The 20,350-nt window shown below is 71.8% G+C and carries 17 protein-coding genes; 12 read left to right on the top strand and 5 right to left on the bottom strand.

The window, feature by feature from the left end; genetic code table 11:
* The first annotated feature begins 83 nt into the window (after positions 1-83).
* Positions 84-503: a hypothetical protein gene (locus ABTZ58_RS23855; protein ID WP_351360148.1), complete on the top strand. Its 420-nt coding sequence runs from the start codon at positions 84-86 to the stop codon at positions 501-503.
* Positions 504-642: 139 nt separating this feature from the next.
* Positions 643-1,746 (top strand): trypsin-like serine peptidase, encoded by a 1,104-nt coding sequence (locus ABTZ58_RS23850; protein ID WP_351360145.1) that lies wholly within the window; start codon positions 643-645, stop codon positions 1,744-1,746.
* A gap of 176 nt (positions 1,747-1,922) precedes the next feature.
* On the opposite strand, the gene ABTZ58_RS23845 is transcribed toward ABTZ58_RS23850, so the two are convergent.
* Complete coding sequence (locus ABTZ58_RS23845; RefSeq protein ID WP_351360142.1) at positions 1,923-2,471, bottom strand: CAP domain-containing protein; 549 nt, start codon at positions 2,469-2,471, stop codon at positions 1,923-1,925.
* A 406-nt stretch (positions 2,472-2,877) separates the two neighbouring features.
* On the opposite strand from ABTZ58_RS23845, the gene ABTZ58_RS23840 reads away from it, so the two are divergent.
* The 5 genes from ABTZ58_RS23840 (at position 2,878) to bla (ending at position 7,548) form a co-directional block, all read left to right on the top strand.
* On the top strand, positions 2,878-3,489 hold the full coding sequence (locus ABTZ58_RS23840) for a TetR/AcrR family transcriptional regulator (RefSeq protein WP_351360139.1): 612 nt from the start codon (positions 2,878-2,880) through the stop codon (positions 3,487-3,489).
* A gap of 94 nt (positions 3,490-3,583) precedes the next feature.
* A complete protein-coding gene (locus ABTZ58_RS23835; RefSeq protein WP_351360136.1) occupies positions 3,584-4,132 on the top strand; it encodes an NAD(P)H-dependent oxidoreductase in 549 nt (182 codons plus the stop codon).
* Between the two features lie 56 nt (positions 4,133-4,188).
* Positions 4,189-4,716 (top strand): nuclear transport factor 2 family protein, encoded by a 528-nt coding sequence (locus tag ABTZ58_RS23830; protein ID WP_351360133.1) that lies wholly within the window; start codon positions 4,189-4,191, stop codon positions 4,714-4,716.
* 259 nt (positions 4,717-4,975) lie between these two features.
* The gene (locus ABTZ58_RS23825; protein ID WP_351360130.1) at positions 4,976-6,058 is read left to right on the top strand and encodes an alkene reductase; all 1,083 of its coding nucleotides are present in this window, start codon (positions 4,976-4,978) and stop codon (positions 6,056-6,058) included.
* A gap of 575 nt (positions 6,059-6,633) precedes the next feature.
* Positions 6,634-7,548: a class A beta-lactamase gene (gene bla, locus ABTZ58_RS23820; RefSeq protein ID WP_351360127.1), complete on the top strand. Its 915-nt coding sequence runs from the start codon at positions 6,634-6,636 to the stop codon at positions 7,546-7,548.
* A gap of 98 nt (positions 7,549-7,646) precedes the next feature.
* On the opposite strand, the gene ABTZ58_RS23815 is transcribed toward bla, so the two are convergent.
* Positions 7,647-9,032 (bottom strand): amidase family protein, encoded by a 1,386-nt coding sequence (locus tag ABTZ58_RS23815; protein ID WP_351360125.1) that lies wholly within the window; start codon positions 9,030-9,032, stop codon positions 7,647-7,649.
* Positions 9,033-9,214: 182 nt separating this feature from the next.
* Positions 9,215-10,681 carry an MFS transporter gene (locus tag ABTZ58_RS23810; protein ID WP_351360122.1) on the bottom strand — a complete coding sequence of 489 codons (1,467 nt, stop codon included), beginning with the start codon at positions 10,679-10,681 and terminating at the stop codon, positions 9,215-9,217.
* Positions 10,682-11,011: 330 nt separating this feature from the next.
* Here ABTZ58_RS23810 and ABTZ58_RS23805 point away from each other — a divergent pair, with 330 nt between their 5' ends.
* A complete protein-coding gene (locus tag ABTZ58_RS23805) occupies positions 11,012-12,475 on the top strand; it encodes an amidase (protein WP_351360119.1) in 1,464 nt (487 codons plus the stop codon).
* A 137-nt stretch (positions 12,476-12,612) separates the two neighbouring features.
* Here ABTZ58_RS23805 and ABTZ58_RS23800 read toward each other — a convergent pair whose 3' ends face one another.
* Both ABTZ58_RS23800 and ABTZ58_RS23795 read right to left on the bottom strand, forming a co-directional pair.
* Entirely contained in the window at positions 12,613-14,988 is a 2,376-nt protein-coding gene (locus ABTZ58_RS23800; RefSeq protein WP_351360116.1) for a SpoIIE family protein phosphatase, read from the bottom strand.
* Positions 14,989-15,121: 133 nt separating this feature from the next.
* Positions 15,122-15,661: a MarR family winged helix-turn-helix transcriptional regulator gene (locus tag ABTZ58_RS23795; RefSeq protein ID WP_351360113.1), complete on the bottom strand. Its 540-nt coding sequence runs from the start codon at positions 15,659-15,661 to the stop codon at positions 15,122-15,124.
* A gap of 261 nt (positions 15,662-15,922) precedes the next feature.
* Between ABTZ58_RS23795 and ABTZ58_RS23790 the strand changes: the two genes are divergently transcribed.
* From ABTZ58_RS23790 to dapA, 4 genes are all read left to right on the top strand, one after another.
* Positions 15,923-16,429 carry a flavin reductase family protein gene (locus ABTZ58_RS23790; RefSeq protein WP_351360110.1) on the top strand — a complete coding sequence of 169 codons (507 nt, stop codon included), beginning with the start codon at positions 15,923-15,925 and terminating at the stop codon, positions 16,427-16,429.
* Positions 16,430-16,505: 76 nt separating this feature from the next.
* Positions 16,506-17,957, top strand: a complete 1,452-nt coding sequence (hpaB, locus tag ABTZ58_RS23785) for a 4-hydroxyphenylacetate 3-monooxygenase, oxygenase component (protein ID WP_351360107.1) — start codon at positions 16,506-16,508, stop codon at positions 17,955-17,957.
* 18 nt (positions 17,958-17,975) lie between these two features.
* Positions 17,976-19,430, top strand: a complete 1,455-nt coding sequence (locus ABTZ58_RS23780) for a fumarylacetoacetate hydrolase family protein (RefSeq protein ID WP_351360104.1) — start codon at positions 17,976-17,978, stop codon at positions 19,428-19,430.
* Positions 19,427-20,347, top strand: a complete 921-nt coding sequence (gene dapA / locus ABTZ58_RS23775) for a 4-hydroxy-tetrahydrodipicolinate synthase (protein WP_351360101.1) — start codon at positions 19,427-19,429, stop codon at positions 20,345-20,347. Before ABTZ58_RS23780 ends, dapA begins: the two co-directional genes overlap by 4 nt.
* Positions 20,348-20,350: the final 3 nt, after the last annotated feature.

Genomic DNA, 20,350 nt, shown 5'->3' with positions numbered 1-20,350 from the left:
CCCATCACAAGTACGTGCCGGGGGAGGGCGGACGGCCTCCGCGCCGGGGCACGGCTCGCCCGGGTCGCCTTCCCCTCTACGGGGTGCTCGCGGTGCTTGCCGCGGCGGCCCTCTTCGCGGTTCTGCGGCCGCCGGCCGCAGGCCCTGAGGGGGACCGGGTCGGTGTCGGCCGGGTCTGCCGCTCCGCCCTGGCCCCGGGTCTGGAACTGTCCTGCGGCAGCGCGGGCTTCGGCGACCTGCGCTACGTCTGTCATCCGCGCGCCGACGGCGGCCGGTGCGCCCGGACCAAGGCTGTGACCGTGCGCAACGACGGCCGGTCCACCACTTACGTGAGCATCATCAGCGGACCACGGCAAGGCGTCCGTGAGCAGGGCACCGACGTGCGGGTTGTTCCCGGCGACACGGCCACCCTGCGGCCCGGCGAGGACGGCTACTTGTTCGACATCACGGTGCGCGCGGTGGAGGAGGTCCCGGCCGTGCTGCGGGTGACACGTGTGAGATGAGCGCGCGCCTGACCAGCCGCTCGGCAGCCCTGCCCTTCCCACCCAACTTCCCCCTCCCGGCCTTCGGTTGAGGCCGTTCGGTGCGGTCCGGCTTCGATGACAGATCCGACTTCGATGACAGATGACAGAGGAGAGCGTCGTGACGTTTCACCCCGCGCCCGCCCGTGGTCCGGCGGTACGGCATGGCGGCGGCACGCGGACCCTGAGGGCCGTGGCGCTCCTGCTCGTGGCGGTGTTCGCCTCGGCGTGCACCATCGGGGGTGACGACACCCCGGAGGGGGACTGGGCCAGGACCGACGTCTGGTCGCGAGAGGATTCCTGGCGTCACGGGGGCTGGCAGGACTGGAGCCCGCAGACGTGGGCGCGTGCTGCCTCGGGGTTCCGCAATCCCGTGATCGAGCAGGTGTGGAACGCCCGTCGGCTGGGGGAGGCTCGGCAGCGGGGGAAGGCGATGGCCCGCTCCGCCGCGGCCGTACGGGGCCTCGCGGGCACCGCATCCGAGCCGTCGGCGGCGGCAGGCTCCGGCAGCCCCTCCCACCTGGCGGCGGTGCTACCGGTGGGCCGCGTCTTCTTCGACACTCCTGAGGGCCCGTCGTTCTGCTCGGGCACCGTCGTGCAGGATCCCGGCCGGCCCGGCCGGTCCAACCTGGTGTGGACCGCCGGGCACTGCGTCCACGCGGGGAAGGAGGGCGGCTGGTTCCGCAACGTCGTCTTCGTGCCCCACGGAAGTGACCTGACGCAGCCTCCACGGGCCGGGAGCGCGGCCGACGCCTGGTGGGCCGAGGACGCCGCGGTCTCCGAGAAGTGGATCGCCGAGGGCACGGCGCGCGGTGCCGGCGGTGCGTTCGCCGACTTCGCCGTCCTGCGGGTCGACCCCGGCCCCGGACGGGCAGGTACGTCACTCCAAGAGGCGGTGGGCGGCGCGCTGCCCGTCGCCTTCGACCACTCCCGGCCGCCTGGGAAGGTGACTGCGGTCACCGGAGGAGGCCTCGCCGGTTCGTCCTGCACCGGCCGCCCCGGTCCGCTCTCGCTGCGCGGGGCGGGGCCCGATACGCTCGGCATGCGGTGTGCCGCTCCGGACGGCACCACTTCCGGCGGCGGCTGGTTCGCGTCCGGCGCCGACGGCGGCCTCGTCCTCGTCTCCCACACCTCCGTGCGGTCCGCCCCCACCGGCTGGATCGCCGGCCCCCGACTGGGGCGCGAGGCGCAATCGGTGTTCACCGCCCTGCGCCGACGGTCCTGACCGGATCACGGACGCCGCCGCAGCCGCCGTGCCGTGTCCGGGCGCGGTCCTGCCCAGACCAGCCGTGCCCGCCGGTATGGCCCCGCCCGTCTCAAGGCCGGCCGGCGTGGGGTGAAGCAGCTCCGGCCGGGTGTATCCCGGTGGCCGCCCCGCCGTGGGCTTGCCCGGCCGTCCCGTCACACATAGCCGAAGTTCTGCGTCCACCAGGCCGCGCGACTCTCCGGGGCCAGGTGCACCCCCACGCCGATCGACCGGAAGGCGGGGTTCAGGATGTTGCGCCGGCGCCCGGGACTGTCCATCCAGGCCCGGACCACCGCCATGGCGTTCGGCTCGTGGACGGCGACGTTCTCCGCAGCGGGGAACAGGTATCCGGCGGCGAGCATCCGGTCGGCTGGCTGTGTCCCGGCGGAGGAGACGTGGCTGAGGAACCCGCCGGCCGCCATGTCCTCGCTGTGCGCCCGGGACGACGTCCGCAGCCGCTCCTCGACGCGCAGTTGGACCAGTTCCCGCTTCACACGCTCCTGGTTCATCAGCCTGGCCACATCGTCCTCCAGAGCCTGACGACGGGTCCTGACGGCGTATGGACGACGGGTGGTACTCCCCTGCGGCGGCCTCGCCCCGGCACCGGAGAAGCGCAGGGCGGAGCCGTTGCCATCCCACTGGTCGTCCCACTCGTCCATCCCGTCCTCCGCGTCCGGCGGGCCGCCGTACGGGTGCGCCGTCATCCTCGCCCTTCCTTCCTTCGCGCCTCGCCGACCCCGTGGATCACCGCCCTGTCGCCGACAACTGTGCCCTGCCTCGAACCGGACCCGCCAGGCAGGCCGCCCGGGTCCAGGACACCGCCGACGCGACGCATACCTCCGCTCAAGGTGTGCGCCGCCATCCACTCGTTTCCCGCCGGAAACCCGCACCGCGCTGTTCTCTGCCGTCTCCGGGTCGAGTGCCGATGACCGCGGCGGCGCCATGGTCCGCCCCGCTGTCCGGGTGCGGGGGCGAGGCGTTCCAGCGGTGCTCAGGCGCGGTCACCCGGCGACGCGGACGCTCGCGACGGTGGAAGGGCTTGACGGTAGACAGATCTGTCTGTCAGGGTCTTCTCGTCAGGCCAGCACAGCGGCAGGGGAGGATCGCGCGATGGGACGGAACACGTCACCGGCGGACCCCCAGCGGCCCGCGCGGGAGCGCATTCTGCTCGCCGCTGCCGACCTCTTCGGCCGTCACGGGCTGCGGGCCGTGGGAGTGGACAGGGTTATCGCCGAGTCGGGGGTGGCGAAGGCGACGCTGTACGCGCACTTCTCCTCCAAGGACGAACTGTCGGCGACGTACCTGCGCAACGTGGACTCCCTGTGGGCCGGCAAGCTCCGGGAAGCCGCACAGGCGGCCGGTGAAGATCCCCGCGACCAGCTTGTGGGGATGTTCGAGGCGGTGAAGGGAGCCTGGCGGCGGCACGGATTCCGTGGGTGCGCCTTCATCAACGCCACCGCCGAGAGCGAACCGGGCAGTCTGCCCTACCAGGTCGCGGTCGCCCACAAGAAGGCGGTCCACGCATGGGTCAGGGAACTGGCGGTCGCGGCGCGGGCCGACGACCCCGACGTGCTGGCGCGGCAGCTCACCCTGCTGATCGACGGATCGCTCGTCGCTGGACGGACGGGCGACGGCGAGGCGGCCGCAGCCGCGGCCGCCGACGCGGCCGCCGTGCTGGTGGAACAGGCCTGCCCGCCCCGCCCCGGCACTTCCGCCCCGTAACCCGCCCCGCCTGCCCTTCCCTGCCCCTCTACCTTCACCCACGTCTCTTTTTAAAAGACAGACCTGTCTGTACGATCCCATCACGAGGAGTCCCATGTCGACCACCGGTAGGACCCTGATCGTCCTCGCCCATCCCGACCGGGCCGCATCGCGCGTCAACGCGGCCCTCACCGCCGCCGGCGAAGCCGTCGGTGTCACGGTGCGTGACCTGCACGCCCTCTACCCCGACCGCCGCATCGATGTAGGCGCAGAACAGGAGCTGCTGCGCACCCACGACCGGGTGATCCTGCAGTTCCCCGTCCACTGGTTCGCCGTCCCCTACCTGCTCAAGCAGTGGCTCGACGAGGTGCTCACGTACGGATGGGCGTACGGGCCAGGCGGGGACGCCCTGCGAGGCAAGACCCTCCAGCTCGTCGTCTCCACCGGGATGAAGGACGACGAGTACACCCCCGCCGGCCGCGCAACCCGGGCACTGGAGGACCTGCTCAGCCCGCTGCAGGCCACCGCCGCCTTCACCGGCATGCGTTATGCGCCCCCGCTGGTTCTGCACGGCACCCGCTGGCTGAGCGACACCGAACTGGACCGGCACGTTCGACGCTACCGGGACCTGCTCACCGCTGTGCCCTCTCCCGTGGCGGCCTGATCCACCCCTCTTCCCCATCCGGCCCTCCCGGGCCGCCAACACCTTACGGAGCCCACATGTCCTTCACCCGCCGCCACCGCACCCTGCTCGCCGCCGCCCTGCTGGCCGCCGTCGTCACCACCTCGGCCACCGCCGTCAACGCCTCCGCGGACGCGTCCGCTGCTCCCGGCACCCGAACCGCTCCGGCCCACCAGAGCGCTCGGGAAGTCGCCAACACCAAGGCCGCCGTCGCCCTGCTCGAAGGCGCCTTCACCCGGCACGATCCCCGCACCTACGCACTGCGTTACATCGACGCCGAGACCTACATCCAGCACAACCCCAACTTCGACAACGGGCGCGACGCCTTCATCAAGGGCATCACCCACTTTGTAGAGCAGTACCCCGAGTCCTCCGTCACCGTGAAGCGCACCATCGCCCAGGGCGATCTCGTCGTCGTGCAGACCCTGTTCAGGACCGACCCCGCGGACCGCGGAACCGCCGTGGCGGACACCTTCCGCTTCAACCAGCGCGGCAAGATCGTCGAGCACTGGGACGTCCTCCAGCCCATCGCGCCCACAACCGCCAACGGCAACCCCCAGATCTGACGGGGCACGCGGCGGCCGGACCCCGCCCACACCGGCAGCCGAACGGCTGCCGGTGTGGCCCGTGGGCCCATGCGGGGGAGAGGCAGCGGGCCCTTCCCGTCCGGCCGGCCATGGATCCACCGGCAGCCCACGGCATCCGATGATCCCCCCATCCGCATCGGCTCGCCCGGCGGCCACCTCGCCGTGAGCCCTCTGTCCAACCGCGTACGAATCCGTTCCGGTCAGCGGCTGGCCTCCGCCGCGCCCTCTCGAGAAGGACATGATGACGACAACCGCGTTCCACCCCATCGAGCTGTCCGGCAAGAGCCTGGCCAACCGCCTGGTGATGGCGCCGATGACGCGTAACCGCGCGCACGGCCCGGGAGCCACTGTCACGGAGCTGACGGCCGCCTATTACACCCAGCGCGCGAGTGCTGGCCTCATCGTCAGCGAGGCCCTCCAGCCCTCCGCGATCGGCCAGGGCTATCCGGGGACCCCGGGACTGCACACGGCCGAGCAGGTCGAGGCCTGGCGCACAGTCACCGACGCCGTACACGCCGCCGGGGGCACCATCTTCGCCCAGCTGATGCACGCCGGCCGCATCGGCCACCCTGGCATCCTCGGCGGCCTGACGCCCGTCGCGCCTTCCCCCGTGGCCGCCGCAGGGCAGATCTTCACTCCGCACGGCCTGGAGGACTTCGTCACGCCGAGGGAACTGAGCCCGGAGGAGATCGCCGGGACCATCGCCGATTTCGCCGCCGCCGCGCGCAACGCCGTCGCCGCCGGTTTTGACGGGGTGGAAATACACGGCGCCAACGGCTACCTGATCCACCAGTTCCTCGCCCCCAACACAAACCGGCGCACCGACGGCTGGGGCGGCGACCTGGCAGGCCGGATCCGGTTCGCCGTCGAGGTCACCACCGCGGTGGCCGAAGCGATCGGCGGCCGCCGCACCGGCCTGCGCATATCTCCCGGCAACCCCTTCAACGACATCGCCGAGACCGACCCGGCGGACACGGAAGCCACCTACACGGCCCTCCTGGCCGGCGTCGCCGACCTGGACCTGGCTTACCTGCACCTGGTCGAGAATGCCGACCGGACCCTGACCAAGCGCCTGCGCGGGGAGTGGGCCGCCCCCCTCATCCTCAACCCGTTCACCGACCCCGACCCCACGGGTCCGGACTCCCTCGCCCTTGTCGAGGACGGCACCGCGGACATGATCGCTTTCGGGAGGCTGTTCCTGGCCAACCCCGACCTACCCGCCCGCCTGGCCGCCGGCGGTCCCTACAACACCCCCGACCCGGCCACCTTCTACGGCGGCGACCACCGCGGTTACACCGACTATCCGGCGCTCGCGCACTGACGGACCGGCCCTCGGCCGGTCCGTGACAGCGGGGGCCGGGGCCGGCGGAACCTCTTCCCCGGCGAGCGCGCTCGGTCCGCGCGCCGGCCCGGCGAGGGCACCGCCTTCCGGTCCTCCCTTCAGGTCCCTGACAAGCGCACGACAAGTCGGCGGCAAGCAATGCGCAAGAAGCAGTTCCCACTCTGGCGGGCGGGACAGGAACTTCGTGAACCCGCCGTGTGCACCACGTGGCCGTCCTCTACTCGGCTGCGTCGGCAGGAAGGGGAGTGGGCGTCAGGCTCTGATGCGCCCCGACGACGAAGGTCTCCGTCGCGTGTTCGCCCGCGGGACGTGGAGCCTCCCGGCGCCGGACAGAGGGTGCCCACGGGCCCGGTCGAAGCCCGTGCCCGTCGGAGCCCCGGCAGGCCCTCGGTGCCCGGGGGCGTGGACAGGACCGCCGTGCTCGCTCACCGCGACCGTCGGGGAGCGAGCACCTAGGCCGGAGGAGACTCAACTGCCGGTGGACCTCCTCCGCCACTGGTCCGTAACACCACCGGGACAAGCGTCCCGGCGGAACACCGACACGAGGAGAACCGATGGACTTTCTGGCAGCACAGCCGACTCGCCGCGCGTTCCTCGCCCTGGGTGCCGGGACGGCCCTGGCCGCCGCGGTCTCCAGCACGGGGACGGCCCACGCGGCAGTGGCGCCCGCCGACGGGATCACCGGTCGGCTGCGCGGACTCGAACAGGAGCACTCCGCGCGCCTGGGGGTCTTCGCCCGCAACCTGACCACCGGCGAAACGGTGCGCTACCGCGCGGACGAGCGTTTCCCCGTCTGCTCGCTGTGGAAGCCGCTCGCCGTGGCTGCCGTCCTCAGGGACTTCGACCAGAACGGGGAGTTCCTGTGGAAGCGCGTGCGCTACTCCCAGGCGGATCTCCTGCCCGGCTCCCAGATCACCTCTCTGCCCGAGAACCTCGCCGGCGGCCTGTCCGTCCAGGACCTGTGCGACGCCGCCCTGCGCTTCAGCGACAACACCGCCGGGAACCTGCTGCTTCGCCAGATCGGGGGCCCCGCAGCGGTCACCGGTTTCTGCCGGTCGGTGGGGGACGGGACGACCCGACTCGACCGCTGGGAGCCGGAGGTGAACTCGGCAGAGCCGTGGCGGGCGGAGGACACCACCAGCCCGCACGCGATCGCGCAGACCTACGCGAAGCTCCTCGCCGGTGACGCGCTCGCCGAGTCGGACCGGAACTGGCTGGCCGGATGGATGATGGAGAACGAGACCGACATGGCGCGCCTGCGCGCCGGGCTGCCCGAGGGGTGGCACCTGGCCGGCAAGACCGGCGAGGGCGGGTACGGCACCAACCACAACGTGGGCGTCACCTGGAGCAGGCCGCAGGGGGATCCGGTCGTCCTGTCCGTCCTCACGACCAAGGGCGAGGCCGGCGCGCGGCCGGACGACGCGCTGATTGCCGCTACGGCCGCGCTGCTGGTGGCGGAGGTCGTCTGATCCGGCCCAGCGCGTCCCCGTTCACCGTGACACGAGGGCGGGGCGGACACGGGACCGGGCCGGCCACCGGCAAGCCGGTCCCGTGCCGCGTCCCGGGCTCAGGACATGAGCAGGCGCTGCACCTGCGCGCCGACAGCCAGCAGCGTGCGGTCGGAGTGCTCCGGCCCGTCCAGGGCCAGGCCCACCGGCAGGGTCTTTCCGGGCGCTTGCGGCATCGGCACGGTGAGGCCGGGCAGCCCGGCGATGCTGCCGGGGCCGGTGTGGCGGATGAACGTCTGGAACGCCGGCAGCAGTTCGCCGCCGATCTCGACCGGGGCGTCGGGCGCGTTCAGTTCCGCCGCGCAGCGCGGGGTGGTGGGGAAGACGAGGGCGTCGACGCGGTGGGTGTCGAACACCTCGCGGTAGGCGGCCCGCAGGCGGGGACGCCCCTGGTGCAGTGCCGCGAGGTACCGCTCCTCGGGTACGGCCCCGGGGGCGCCGTCGACGACCGAGTCGAGGAAGACCCGGCGCACGTCCGGGGCGGTGATCTGCTCGGCGAGGTCGGTGAGCGTGATCGTGGGGGTGTGCTGGGCGAGGTAGGCGGTCAGGTCCCGGCGGGCCTCGTAGAGGGTGATGGGGAAGCCGAGTTCGGCCTCAACCCGTTCGAGGCCGGGCAGGGCGACGTCGACCACGGTGACGCCGGCCCGGCGCAGCCTGTCCACGGAGTCCGTGAACGCCTCCGCCGTCTCGGGTCCCAGCAGCCGGGTGAAGTAGCCGCCCGGCACGCCGAGTCGCAGCCGGTGGGGTGGCACGGTTTCCGGGGTGCCGGGTTCCTGGGCCAGTACGGAGTCCAGCAGGGCCAGGTCGGCGACGGTGCGGGCCATGGGGCCGACGACGTCGCGGGTGGCAGACAGGGGAGTGACCCCGCCCGCTGGGTAGCGTCCGGGGGTGGGCCGCAGGCCGCAGATGCCGTTGAGCGCCGCGGGGATGCGCACCGACCCTCCGGTGTCCGTGCCGAGTCCGGCGAGGGCGCCGCAGGCGACGGCGACCGCGCTGCCGCCGCTGCTGCCGCCCGCGAAGCGCGCGGGGTCGTGCGCGTTGCGGACGGGACCTGAGGAGGAGGCGGAACTGGTGGCCCCCATGGAGAGTTCGTGCATGCCGGTCTTGCCGATGACGAAGGCACCGGCGGCCACCAGGCGGCGGACCACCGGGGCGTCCTCGGCGGGGACGAAGCCGGCCAGGGCCGCGGTGCCTGCTGTGTTGGGCAGTCCGGCGACGTGGATGTTGTCCTTCACCACCACTGGCACCCCGTGCAGCGGGCCGCGGGCGGGGGAGCCGTCCGCCGCGTGCGCGGCCCGGAGGGCGCGTTCGCGGTCGAGGGTGACGAAGGCGCCCAGTTCCGCGAACCGCTCGGCCCGCGCGAGGAGTTCCTCGGTGAGGGTCCGGCTGGTCAGTGCGCCCCGGCGCAGCAGGGCGAGTGCGGTCGTGAGGCTCGGGGTGTCCATGGCGGGGGCTTCCTCGGTCCGGTCGGTCGGGGAGAGGGCTGGCGGGAGGCTTTGGTCCGGGGCGGCGTGCCGGGGCCGCCGGGGCGGGACGCGGCTGCGCCGTCCGGCCGGGAGCGGGTGGCGGTCGCCGTGCGGCCGGGGCCTTTCACATCACAGGCCCCGGGCACAGCGTAGAGCGGAGGTCAGGGGGAGACGTCCTCCAGCCGTCGGTTGCGCGTGCGCGGTGTGAAGCGCACGGCCACGGCGGCGAGCAGGAGGAACCCGCTGATGACGGTGAACACGCCGAGCAACGACAGCCGCGTGAGCAGGGGCACGACCAGCAGGAGCGCGAACCCCGCTCCCGCGTGGCCGAGGCCGTCCACCAGGGCATAGCCGGTGGTGCGGTTGCGTGTGGGGAAGCTCTCGGCTGTCAGGGCGTACAGCGGGGAGACCCATATGTTGAAGCCGAAGAACAGCACCACCGCTCCCGTACTGGCCAGCAGCATGTTGTCGCCGGCGAGGGCGATCACGGCTCCGCCGGCCAGGTTGAGCAGAGCGGCGATCCACACCCAGGCCTGGCGTTCCAGCCGCTCGACGTAGAAGTAGGTGAACAGTCCGGTTGCCACGAAGCCCAGGGTGCCGATGGCGCCGACCATGCCGGCCTCGGCCGGCGAGTAGCCCTGGGCGCTGAGCACGGTCGTGAAGCCGCCCGCGTAGGTGTACAGGACCACGTTGCCCAGGAGCATGGTGAGCAGCAGACCGGGGATGCGCAGCCGGTAACGCCGTTCGCGCAGAAGCGAGCGGTACGAGCCCGTCTCGGCCTTGACGGTCACGTTCAGCGGCTCCGGGTCGGCGAGGGGGCCGTGCTTGGCCGCTCTGGCCTCCATGGCGCTGACGATGCGGTCGGCCTCGGTGATGCGGCCGCGCTGGATCAGCCAGCGGGGCGATTCGGGCAGTTCGAACCGGGAGACCACGGCGACGACCGCGAGGGCCCCGCCGATGGCGAACATCCATCGCCATCCGCTGGTGAAGTCCTCGGAGGCCAGGGCGAAGGGCAGGCCGTGAGGCCAGGGGGCCGCCGGGGTAGTGAGCAGCAGGCCGAGCCAGATGCCGATCAGGGCGCCGAACGCGGACAGCGTGAAGATCAGCGAGGTGTACTTGGCACGGCCGCGCCGGGGGGCGACCTCGTTGATGTAGACGTTCATGACGGCGATGTCGGCGCCGACCCCGATGCCCGTGACGAGCCGGGAGATGTTCAGGTCGGTGAAGTCCGTCGCCAGCGCCGAGTAGACGGATCCGATGCCGGTGATCAGCATGGTGATCATCAGCATGTGACGGCGCCCGGTCCGGTCCGACAGGGGGCTGAGTACCAGGGTCCCGAGGCCGTACCCGATCAGGTGGTAGAGCACCGGCTCGCCGAGGTGGTCCACCGCCGTCTCGGGGGTGCATCCGTCCACGACCTGGGTGCAGGCCTGCACGAAGGCGACATTGATGTCGAAGATGTCGTAGAGGATGAACAGCGAACCGGTGCCGATGATCCCTATGAACATGTAGGAGAGCGACCACACGTCGAGGCGTTCCAGCCGCGCGAGGATCTGTGCGGCGCTCGGTTCGCCGGTCGCAGAGGGCGGTGAGTCGGGGGAGGTGGCTGTCTGCTCTGCAGGCTCCATCGCGTGCTCCGATCAGGTCGGACGAAGAGGGGACGGAAGCGTGGCGCCAGCAAGGGAGGGAAGGCGGCCTGGCCACGCGGAAAGCGGCGCGAGGCGCTCGCGAAAATCAATCAAAGCTTTGATTGAACCGGGACTGTACGCCGCCTCCGTCACGCTGTGAAGCCCTCCGGCCGGGGATTTGCGAGTGGGTGTTCCCATCCGTGGAGGGTGAGGTACTCTCGAATTAGTCAAAGGATTGATCAATTTCCGTTGGGGTACCCGGTGCCCACCCCGTGCCCCGCGCCGACGGCGGCGGGCCGGATCACCGGCCCTCGGAGCAAAGGAAATCTGATGAAGCTTTCGGAGTACGTGACCTTCGACGCCGTGGGGCTGGCCGAGCTGGTCGCCCGCGGGGAAGTCAGCCCCGGGGAGCTGGCCACGACGGCGCTGCACGCGGTCGAGACTGTGGACCCGCAGATCAACGCGGTGGTGGAGACCTGGGAGGCGGAACTCGACGCACCGCCCGGTGAGCCGGTGCCGGGAGCCGCGTCCCTGGCCGGTGTGCCCTTCCTGATCAAGGACATCGGCGTGGCGATGAAGGGCAGACGCATCGAGCTCGGCAGCCGTCTCGCGGCGGGCAACGTCGCCCCCGAGGACTCATTCCTCATGCGGCGCTTCCGGCAGGCGGGCCTGGTCACGCTGGGGCGCACCACCACACCGGAACTGGCGGCCAGCGTGACCACCGAACCCGTGCTGTATGGGACCACGCGCAACCCCTGGGCCACGGACCGCAGCGCCGGCGGCTCCAGCGGGGGAGCGGCCGCCGCGGTGGCCGCTGGCATCGTTCCGCTGGCCCATGCCACCGACGCCGCCGGGTCGATCCGGCTGCCCGCCGCCTACAACGGGCTGTTCGGCCTGAAGCCCTCCCGCGGCCGGATGTCCGTCGGCCCGGACTTCGACGAGGTGTTCAACGGTCTCGCCGTCCAGGGAGGCATCAGCCGCTCGGTGCGCGACAGCGCGGCCCTGCTGGACCACATCAGCGGCGCGGAACCCGGCGACCCCTACCGCATCCAGGCGCCGCAGCGCCCCTACAGCGTCGAGGTCACCCGCGACCCGGGTTCGCTGCGAATCGGAGTCCTCACGCACGCCTGGGGCGGGCGCTACACCTCACCCGGCGTGGTCAACGCCCTGGAGCGCACCACGCGACTGTGCGAGGAACTGGGGCACCATGTGGAGGAGGCGGACGTCGGCCTGGGCCTGAGCTGGGACGAGTTCGTCCTGGCCAACGCCCGTATCTGGAACGCCAACCTGGCCGCCCAGATCGACGCGCTCGCGACGGCCTTCGGCCGTCCCGTCGACGCCACCACCCTGGAACCGTGGATGCTCGCCTGCTACGCCTACGGGCAGGGCGTCCGCGCGGTCGACCTGGTCGACGCGCTCACCGTGCGCAACCGGGTGGCACGCGCTCTAGCGACCTTCTTCAGCGGTTACGACCTGTTGCTGACCCCCACCGTTCCGGAGCCGCCCGTCCCGCTCGGCACCTACGACGAGAAGGTGGAGCAGTTGGACGGCCTGCAGTGGCTGGAGCGCATCCTCGGACGGTCCCCGTTCACCGCGCCCTTCAACGTGGCCGGGACGCCTGCCATGTCCGTCCCCCTGGAGACGGACCTGGTGACGGAACTGCCACTGGGAATGCAGTTCGCCGCCGCGTACGGCCGTGAGGACACGCTGTTCCGCCTGGCCGGCCAACTGGAACGCGCCCGGCCTTGGGCCGGCCGCACTCCCGCGGTGTGGGCGGGCAACGCCGAGGGCTGAGCCGGTGGCCGAGCCGCCGGGCCCGCGGTGGGCCCCGGTGTGACACCGAGGCCCACCGGGGGAGGGCTGGCGTTCGGGCCCGTAGCGGAGGACGCGCGCGGCGATCCACGCTGCTGAAAGGCCGCGCGGGGCCGTACTCACCACAGGCGCTGTTCGCACCAGATGGTCTTGCCGCGGGGTGTGTGCCGGGTGCCCCATGCGTCGGTGAGCTGGGCGACCAGCAGCAGACCCCGTCCGCCCTCGTCGAAGTCGCGGGCACGCCGCAGGTGCGGGGCAGTGCTGCTGCCGTCGGACACCTCGCAGACGAGGGTCCGCTCCCTGATGAGCCGTAGCTGTATCGGACCGCCGGCGTAACGGATGGCGTTGGTCACCAGTTCGCTGACCACCAGCTCGGTGGTGAAGCACGCCTCGTCCAGGCCCCAGTCGGTCAGCCGGTGGGTGGCCCAGGAGCGGACCTCGGCCACGGCCGCCGGATCGGCCGGCACCTCGCGGGTGGCCACCTGGTTCTCGTCCAGCGCGTGGGTGCGGGCGATCAGCAAGGCGACATCGTCTGCGGGCTGCTCGGTGAGAAGTCGCTCGATCACGTCGTCGCAGAGCGCTTCGAGCGAGGCCGCGGGCGCGGTGAGGACCCCGCGCAGCCGGTCCATTCCCGCGTTCGTGCCCCGCCGCCGGGAGGTGACGAGGCCGTCGGTGTAGAGGACGAGCAGGCTCCCCTCGGGAAGGTCCGTTTCGAAAGCCTCGAAGGGCAGGTCGCCGAGGCCCAGCGGTGGGCCGACGGGCAGGTCGAGGAAGACCGTTCTGCCGTCGGGGGTGCGGACGGCGGGGGGAGGGTGCCCCGCACAGGCGAAGCTGCATCGTCGCGACACGGGATCGTAGACCGCGTACAGGCAGGTGGCCCACAGGGGACCCGCCTGGCCGGACGCCGTTTCCTCCTCGCTGCTCAGAAGGGCGAGCTGGTCGTCGAGGTGGGTGAGGAGTTCGTCCGGGGGCAGGTCGACGTCCGCGAGCGTGCGGACGGCCGTGCGCAGCCTCCCCATGGTCGCCGCGGCGGGCACGCCGTGTCCCACCACGTCACCGACGACCAGTGCCACCCGGGCGCCGGACAGCGGGATCACGTCGAACCAGTCACCTCCCAGGCCGGTCTGTGCCTGGGCGGGCAGGTAGCGGGAGACGGCCTCCACCGCCGTCTGCTCCGGTGTCCGCCGGGGCAGCAGGCTGCGCTGCAGCGCAAGGGCCGCCGTGCGCTCGCGGGTGAACCGGCGGGCGTTGTCCAGGCAGACCGCGGCACGTGCCACCAACTCGCATGCCAGATCCAGGTCCTCTTGCTCGAACGGCTCCTGGTGCCGCCACCGGCCGAACAGGACGACGCCCAGAGTGACCCCGCGGGCCCGCACGGGGACGAGCATCCAGGAATGGAACCCGTACTTGCGGTTCTTCGCGGCGCGCGCCGGATCGTCGGCCTCCCAGCGGACGACGGTGACGTCCGTGACTCGCAGCAGGATGGGACGGCCCGTGGCCAGGCACCGGGCGGGGGGCGAGTGCGCCGGGTAGACGTCCACCTCCCCTGGACGGGCCACTGCCTCCGGGACGCCGTCGAGGACCGAGGAGTGCGCGACGCGGCGCAGGACCGCCGCCCCCGTGACCGGTCCGGGCTCGTCGCCCTGGAGCAAGGGCTCCAGCAGGTCGACGCTGACGAAGTCGGCGAGACGCGGAACGGCCACCTCGCCTAGTTCCTCGGCGGTGCGCACCACGTCCAGACTGCTCCCGACGAGGGTGCTCGCCTCGTTAAGCAGCGTGAACCGTTCCTCGGCCAGGACCTGCGCGGTGACGTCGGTCAGCGTGACGCACGCGCCGAGGATCTCTCCTCGCGCATCGCGCAGCGGGGAGATCGCAACGCAGAAGAGGTGGTCGTGGTCGGGATCGGCCGGAGTGCGCACCCGGACTCGGAAGTCCGTCGCGGGTTCCCCGGTCTCCAGGACCTGACGGACCCGTTCCTCCCAGAGCTCCGCATCCCGGCCGGAGACGATCTCCCGCAGTGTTCTTCCCCAGCGGTCCCGGCTCGGCATGCCGCTCAGCCGTTCCATCGCGGTGCTTTGGCCCAGGCAGCGCAGCTCGGTGTCGTAGACCGTCAGCGCGACCCCGGACTGCCGGAACAGCCAGTCCGTCAGCGCCGACGCCTCTTGCGGGAAGGGGAATGGCTCCGGCGCGGTCAGTCGCCACTCGAGCGCGGAGCCGGGTCCGGGCGGGAGCCGGGCTTCCACCGAGATCCTCACATGGCGGCCGTCGCGACGTCTGACCGTGAGGTGCGCGGACCGGCCTTCTCGCATCGGCAGCGCGTCAGCCTGACCGTCCGGGGCGAGCACGTCCGCGACGGGCCGTCCCACCGCCTCCGCAGGGGAGTGGCCCAGCAGCCTGTGCGCTCCCACACTCCAAGCTTCGACAAGACCCCGCGCGTCCACGCGGACGAGCGCCTCCTCGGGGGAGCCGGCCGGGTCGGGAAAGTCACTGGCCATGAGAGAAGTTAATAACCGTGCGGCGGATGCGGCGACCGGCAAGGCATCCGCACCGGCGGGAGGGCCGCTCCGGTCGGGAAGCGGTGTGCCGCGGCGCGGTGGATGGCCCTGGGGCCGGGCCGTCCGCCACGCATCAGGCCCGGTGGCGGGCGTCGAAGCGGCCGGAGGCGGTGATCAGCTTTCCCAGCAGTTCGGTCAGGGTGGCCTGCTCCTCCTGGCTGAGCGAGCCGGCCCAGTCCTGTTCACGGGCGTTGTGCGCGCGGAAGGCTTCGGTGATCGCGTCGAGCCCCTGCTCCGTGAGGGTCAGGTGGACGGCACGGCCGTCTTGCGGGGACCGGGTCCGGGACACTAGACCGTCCCGCTCCAGGGTGTTGACGAGGGCGGAGACTGCGGCACGGCTCATGCCGGTCAGCTCGGCCGCCTGCTTGGCCTCGACCGGCCCCGTCAGCCAGATGACGAACAGCACCCGGAATCCGGGCCATGACCAGCCCCTTGGCCGGTGCACGCTCGACTCCAGGTCGTAGACCAGCATGTTCACGGCGCGGTGCAGCATCAGGACGAGACGCATGGCCGCCGGATCCACCCCTGGCAGTTCCTGCGTGGTCCGGGCCACCGCGTAGTCGACGAAGGACCAGAAATGCAGCTCGTCGGGTTCGGGCTTCTCCTGGGGCACGGCCCCGATTCTAGGGCGCCCCGGTCACCGCTCGGCGGGCGGGTCAGGTGAAGCCAGGCGGGCGAAAAATCTGTGACAAGGGGTTCACGGAAGCTGCGGACGGAGCTACAGTCCAATTAATCAAAGCTTTGATTAGCTCTGTGAGGGGTGGCCACGCACTGTCGCGGCCGACGGCCTCCAGGCGCGGCGGCCGACTGCCTCCCCCTTCCCGAGCCCCTCGCACCACCCCCACGTCCGCTCCGGAAGAAAGCGAGTCCGCGCATGCCGCAAGTCCTCGCCCCGCCCAGTCCCGGCGCCCTGCGAGCCTGCATGGCCCGCTTCACCACCGGCGTCACCGTCGTGACCTTCGCCGGAGACGACGGGCCCCGCGGCGTCACCATGAACTCCTTCACCTCGGTGTCCGCCGACCCGCCCCTGGTCCTGATCAGCGTCGCCCGCCGGGCCCGCTCGCACGACCAGCTCGTGGACAGCCCTTTCTGCGTCAACGTGCTCGGCGCCGAGCAGGAGCCCATAGCGCGGCTGTTCGCGGGGGCTGCCCCGGGCCCCACCGCCCCCCGCTGGGTGCCCGACGCCCCCGTGCCCCGTCTGCACAACCCCCTGGCCTGGGTGGAGTGCCGGCCCTGGCGCTCGTACGACGGAGGCGACCACACCCTGGTGCTTGGCCGCGTCACCGACCTGGGACACCGCGACGGCGACGCCCTGACCTACGCCTGGAGCCGCTTCGGCACCGCGCCCCACTCCGTCGACGGCATCGAGCACCTCATCTGACCGGCCCGGGTCCGCCCCGGACCGCCCACCCCATCCCACTTCTCCCACCCCACCGTCACGTCCACAGGAGCACCCCATGGCAGCGAGAAACGGCAAGGAATTCCTGGAACGGCTGGCCCAGTCCCGTCCCACGGTCCACATCCAGGGAGAGACCCTCACCGGCTCCGTCCAGGACCATCCGGCCTTCCGCAACGTGGTCCGCACCTATGCCGAGCTGTACGACCTGCAGCACGCTCCCGAGCACAAGGAGACGCTCACCTACACGTCCCCCACCTCCGGCGAGCCGGTCGGCACCTCCTTCCTGACCCCGCGCACGCCCGAGGACCTGGTCAAGAGGCGCGAGGCCTACAAGACCTGGGCCGATCACAGCATGGGCATGCTGGGCCGCACCGGCGACTACATGAACAGCTCCCTCATGGCCCTGGCCTCGGCCGCCGACTGGTTCGGACAGGCCGACCCCGCGTTCGGCGACAACATCCGCCGCTACTACGAGAAGGTGCGCGAGGAGGACCTCCTGTGCACCCACACGCTGATACCGCCGCAGGTCAACCGGACGGTTGCCGGCACACAGCAGGCGGGCGGGAACCTCGCGGCCCGCATCGTCCGCGAGGACGACAACGGCATCGTCATCCGCGGCGCCCGCATGCTCGCGACCATCGCGCCGTTCGCCGACGAGATGCTGGTCTTCCCCTCCACCGTGCTGCGCGGCACGCCGGAGGACAAGCCCTACAGCTACGCCTTCGCCGTCCCCAACGACACCAAGGGCCTGCGGTACATCGCCCGCGAGCCGCTGGACTACGGCCGCTCCCGCCACGACCACCCCCTCGGCTCCCGCTTCGAGGAGGCCGACGCGGTGGTCGTCTTCGACGACGTGCACGTGCCCTACGAGCGGTGTTTCGTGATCGGCGACGCGGAACTGTGCAACGGCTTCTACGCGAAGACGTCCTCCGTGGTGCACATGACGCACCAAGTGGTCACGCGCACCTCGGCGAAGACCGAGTACATCCTCGGCCTGGTCTCGCTGCTCACCGAGGCCATCGGCATCGAGCAGTTCCAGCACGTCCAGGAGGACGTCGCCGAGGTCATCGCCACCCTGGAGATGCTGCGGGCCTTCCTGCGCGCCGCCGAAGCCGACGCCGAACCCAACGAGTTCGGCGTGCTCACCCCCGCCTTCGCCCCGCTCAACGCCGCCCGCAACCTGTACCCGAAGCTGTACCAGCGCTTCCCACAGATCCTGCGCAAACTCGGCGCCTCCGGCCTCATGGCCACCCCCACCGAGGCCGACGTCCACGGCCCGGCAGCCGCCGACATCGAGGCGTACCTGCAGTCGGCGACCCTCACCGGGTCCGAGCGCGTCAAGCTCTTCCGCCTGGTCTGGGACACCTGCATCTCCGCCTTCTCCAGCAGGCAGGCGCTGTACGAGTACTACTTCTTCGGCGACCCGGTGCGGATGGCCGGCGCCTATGTGAAGTCCTACGACCGCGAGCCGTACAAGGCCCGGGTCCGGGCCTTCCTCGACCGCGACTGACACGGCGGGCGGCACACCATGACACATCCGCTGGGCAACCCCCCGTCGAAGATCATCGCCGTTCACCTGAACTACCCCAGCCGCGCCCGGGAACGCGGCCACACCCCGGCCAGCCCCTCCTACTTCCTTAAGCCGCCCTCCTCGCTCGCCGGCACCAAAGAGGCCGTCGTCCGGCCGCACGGCTGCGAACTCCTTGGCTATGAGGGAGAGATCGCCCTGGTCATCGGCGGCCGGGCCCACCGCGTGCGGCCGGAGGACGGCTGGTCCCACGTGCGCTGGGTCACCGCGGCCAACGACGTGGGCGTGTACGACCTCCGTTACGCCGACCGCGGATCGAACCTGCGCTCCAAGGGCGCCGACGGCTTCACCCCCCTCGGGCCGCGGCTGCTGGACGCGCGGGAGATTGACCCCGCCGCTCTGCGGCTGCGCACCTGGGTCAACGGCGAACTCGTCCAGGACGACACCACCGACACCCTTCTGTTCTCCTTCGGTGAGCTGATCGCCGACCTGTCCCGCCTGGTGACACTGGAACCGGGAGACGTGATCCTGACCGGTACGCCCGCCGGCGCGAGCGTCGTCACGCCCGGTGACATGGTCGAGGTCGAGGTGAGTTCGGGCTCCACGAGCACGGGCCGCCTCCGCACCCCGGTAGCGGCCGCCGACCACGAGCTCGAACCATGGGGGGCGATGCCCCGGGCGGACGCGGCGGCCCGCGCGGCCGCCTTCGGCGCCGAGCACGAGCCCGCGCCGCTGCTGCCCCCCCGCATCGAAGAGGGACTGCGGTCGGTGGCCGTCGCCACGCTCAGCGCCCAACTGCGCCGGCGCGGCCTGCCGCACATGAGCGTCGACGGAGTCCGGCCCACCCACCCGGGCCGGAAGATGGTCGGCGTCGCCCACACCCTGCGCTACCTGCCGCTGCGCGAGGACCTGTTCCAGCGCCACGGCACCGGCATGAACGCCCAGAAGCGCGCCGTGGAGGAGCTGCTGCCCGGCCACGTCCTGGTCATGGACGCGCGCCGCGACACCAGCGCCGGGACCCTCGGCGACATCCTCGCCCTGCGGGCCCGGCAGCGCGGCGCCGCCGGGGTCGTCACCGACGGCGGCCTGCGGGACAGCGCCGCCGTCACGGCGCTCGACCTGCCCGTCTACCACGGCGGGGAGCACCCGTCGGTGCTCGGCCGCCGCCACGTCCCCTGGGACACGGGAGTGCCCATCGCCTGCGGCGGCGCCCTGGTCCAGCCCGGCGACCTGATGGTGGGCGATGCCGACGGCGTGGTCGTCGTCCCGCCCGATCTAGCCGAGGAACTGGTGGCGGACTGCCGCGAACAAGAACTCCAGGAACGGTTCATCACCAGCCGCGTCCAGGCCGGGCACGCGGTGGACGGCCTGTACCCGCTCGGCCCCCGCTGGCGCGCGGAGTACGAGCAATGGCGCGCCCGACAGGAACAACACCCGCAAGGAGCCCACGTATGAAGTTCCGCAGCGACCCCTCGGCCATCCGTGGGTCCATCGCCCCCGTCATCACACCCTTCACCGCCGACGGCGCCGTCGACCACGCCTCCTTGCGCGCTCTGATCCGCTTCCAGCTCGACGCCGGCTCGCACGGCATCTCGCTGGGCGGCTCCACCGGGGAGCCCAGCTCGCAGTCGGCCGCCGAACGGATCGCCGCCCTGCGCGTCGCCGCCGAGGAGATCGACGACCGCGTGCCCTTCGTGCCGGGCACGGGCTCGCACAAGCTCGACGAGACCCTGGAGATCACCGCAGCGGCCAAGGAAGCCGGAGCGGACGCGGCCCTCGTCATCACTCCCTACTACGCGCGCCCCACGCAGGAGGCGCTCTACCAGTGGTACGCCACGGTGGCCAGGGAGAACCCCGACCTGCCCCTGATCGCCTACAACGTGCCCTCCCGCACGGCCGTCGACATCGCTCCCGAGACCGTCAGACGGCTGTTCACCGACTTCGACAACTTCGTCGGCGTCAAGGAGACCACCAAGGACTTCGAGCACTTCTCGCGCGTCCTGCACGCCTGTGGCCCCTCCCTGCTCGTCTGGTCCGGCATCGAGCTGCTGTGCCTGCCCCTGCTGGCCCTGGGGGGGGCGGGGTTCGTCAGCGCGGTGGCCAACCTCGCCCCGGGCGCCGTGGCGCGGATGTACGAACTCTGGCAGCAGGGCGACCTCGCGGGCGCGCGTGAGCTGCACTACCGCCTGCACCCGCTGGTCGACCTCCTCTTCGTGGAGACCAATCCCGCGCCCGTCAAGTGGGCCCTGGCCCAGCAGGGCCGCATCGCGTCGCACTTCGTGCGTCCCCCGCTGGTGGCGCCGGCGGAGGCGAGCATCGCCCGGATCAGGGCGCTGCTCGCCGAGGGCGCCGACCTCCTGGACCGCAACTGACCC

Origin of the sequence: Streptomyces sp. NPDC094143, from assembly GCF_040303825.1 — a bacterium.
Taxonomy (GTDB): domain Bacteria; phylum Actinomycetota; class Actinomycetes; order Streptomycetales; family Streptomycetaceae; genus Streptomyces.
The sequence above is the reverse complement of the archived record's forward strand: the minus strand, read 5'-3'. Positions and strand labels throughout refer to the sequence as shown.